Origin of the sequence: Mycobacterium sp. E3251, assembly GCF_001666835.1 — a bacterium.
Lineage (GTDB): Bacteria > Actinomycetota > Actinomycetes > Mycobacteriales > Mycobacteriaceae > Mycobacterium.
This window is the reverse complement of sequence record NZ_LZJF01000203.1, coordinates 1-672: the sequence shown is the minus strand read 5'-3', so window position 1 is coordinate 672 and position 672 is coordinate 1. Positions and strand designations below refer to the sequence as shown.

The 672-nt window shown below is 74.9% G+C and carries 2 pseudogenes; one reads left to right on the top strand and one right to left on the bottom strand.

The features are described 5' to 3' along the window. A pseudogene (locus A5697_RS26525) lies at nucleotides 1–521 on the bottom strand (hypothetical protein); the annotation flags it as partial. Here A5697_RS26525 and A5697_RS28840 point away from each other — a divergent pair. Further along, nucleotides 521–672 (top strand): annotated as a pseudogene (locus tag A5697_RS28840) (hypothetical protein); the annotation flags it as partial. The pseudogenes A5697_RS26525 and A5697_RS28840 sit on opposite strands and share 1 nt — an antisense overlap.

The window sequence follows — 672 nt, the reverse complement described above, 5'->3', positions numbered from 1 at the left end:
ACCTGCAGCCGCACCCGGCTGATCCGCCCGAATCCCGGGCGGCTTCCCGAAGTGAGCTCGTAGCCGCAGACCCGGGCCTCCAGCCGCGTGGGCGCGCCCTGCCAGTCGCCGTCGGTGACCAACACGGTGCACCCCTTGCTGCGGGCCCGCGCCACCACCGCCCGCGCCCGGGTGTGCGGCACCCGGCGCCCGCCCAGACCGAGAACCACCAGATCCATACCGTCGACGAGCACCGCGGCCACCTCCACCGGATCGGTTCCGGGATCCGGTATCACCGCGACCCGGCTCAGATCCGCCCCCATCTCCGCGGCGGCCAGCAGTCCGATGTCCGGCTGGCCGACGATTGCCACGTTGCCGCCTGCCGCCGTTACCGCGGCCACCATGCCCAGCAGCAGCGACCGGGCGCCCGAGAGTACCGCCACCGTCCCGCGCGGCAGGGGCGCCGGCAGCGACTCCGCCAGCCACGGCGGCAACGCCAGCTGGGACTCCGATTCAGGCAGCAGGTCGTCGGCGCGGGCGGGCGCGGGCCCGCAGCAAGGGGTGCACCGTGTTGGTCACCGACGGCGACTGGCAGGGCGCGCCCACGCGGCTGGAGGCCCGGGTCTGCGGCTACGAGCTCACTTCGGGAAGCCGCCCGGGATTCGGGCGGATCAGCCGGGTGCGGCTGCAGGT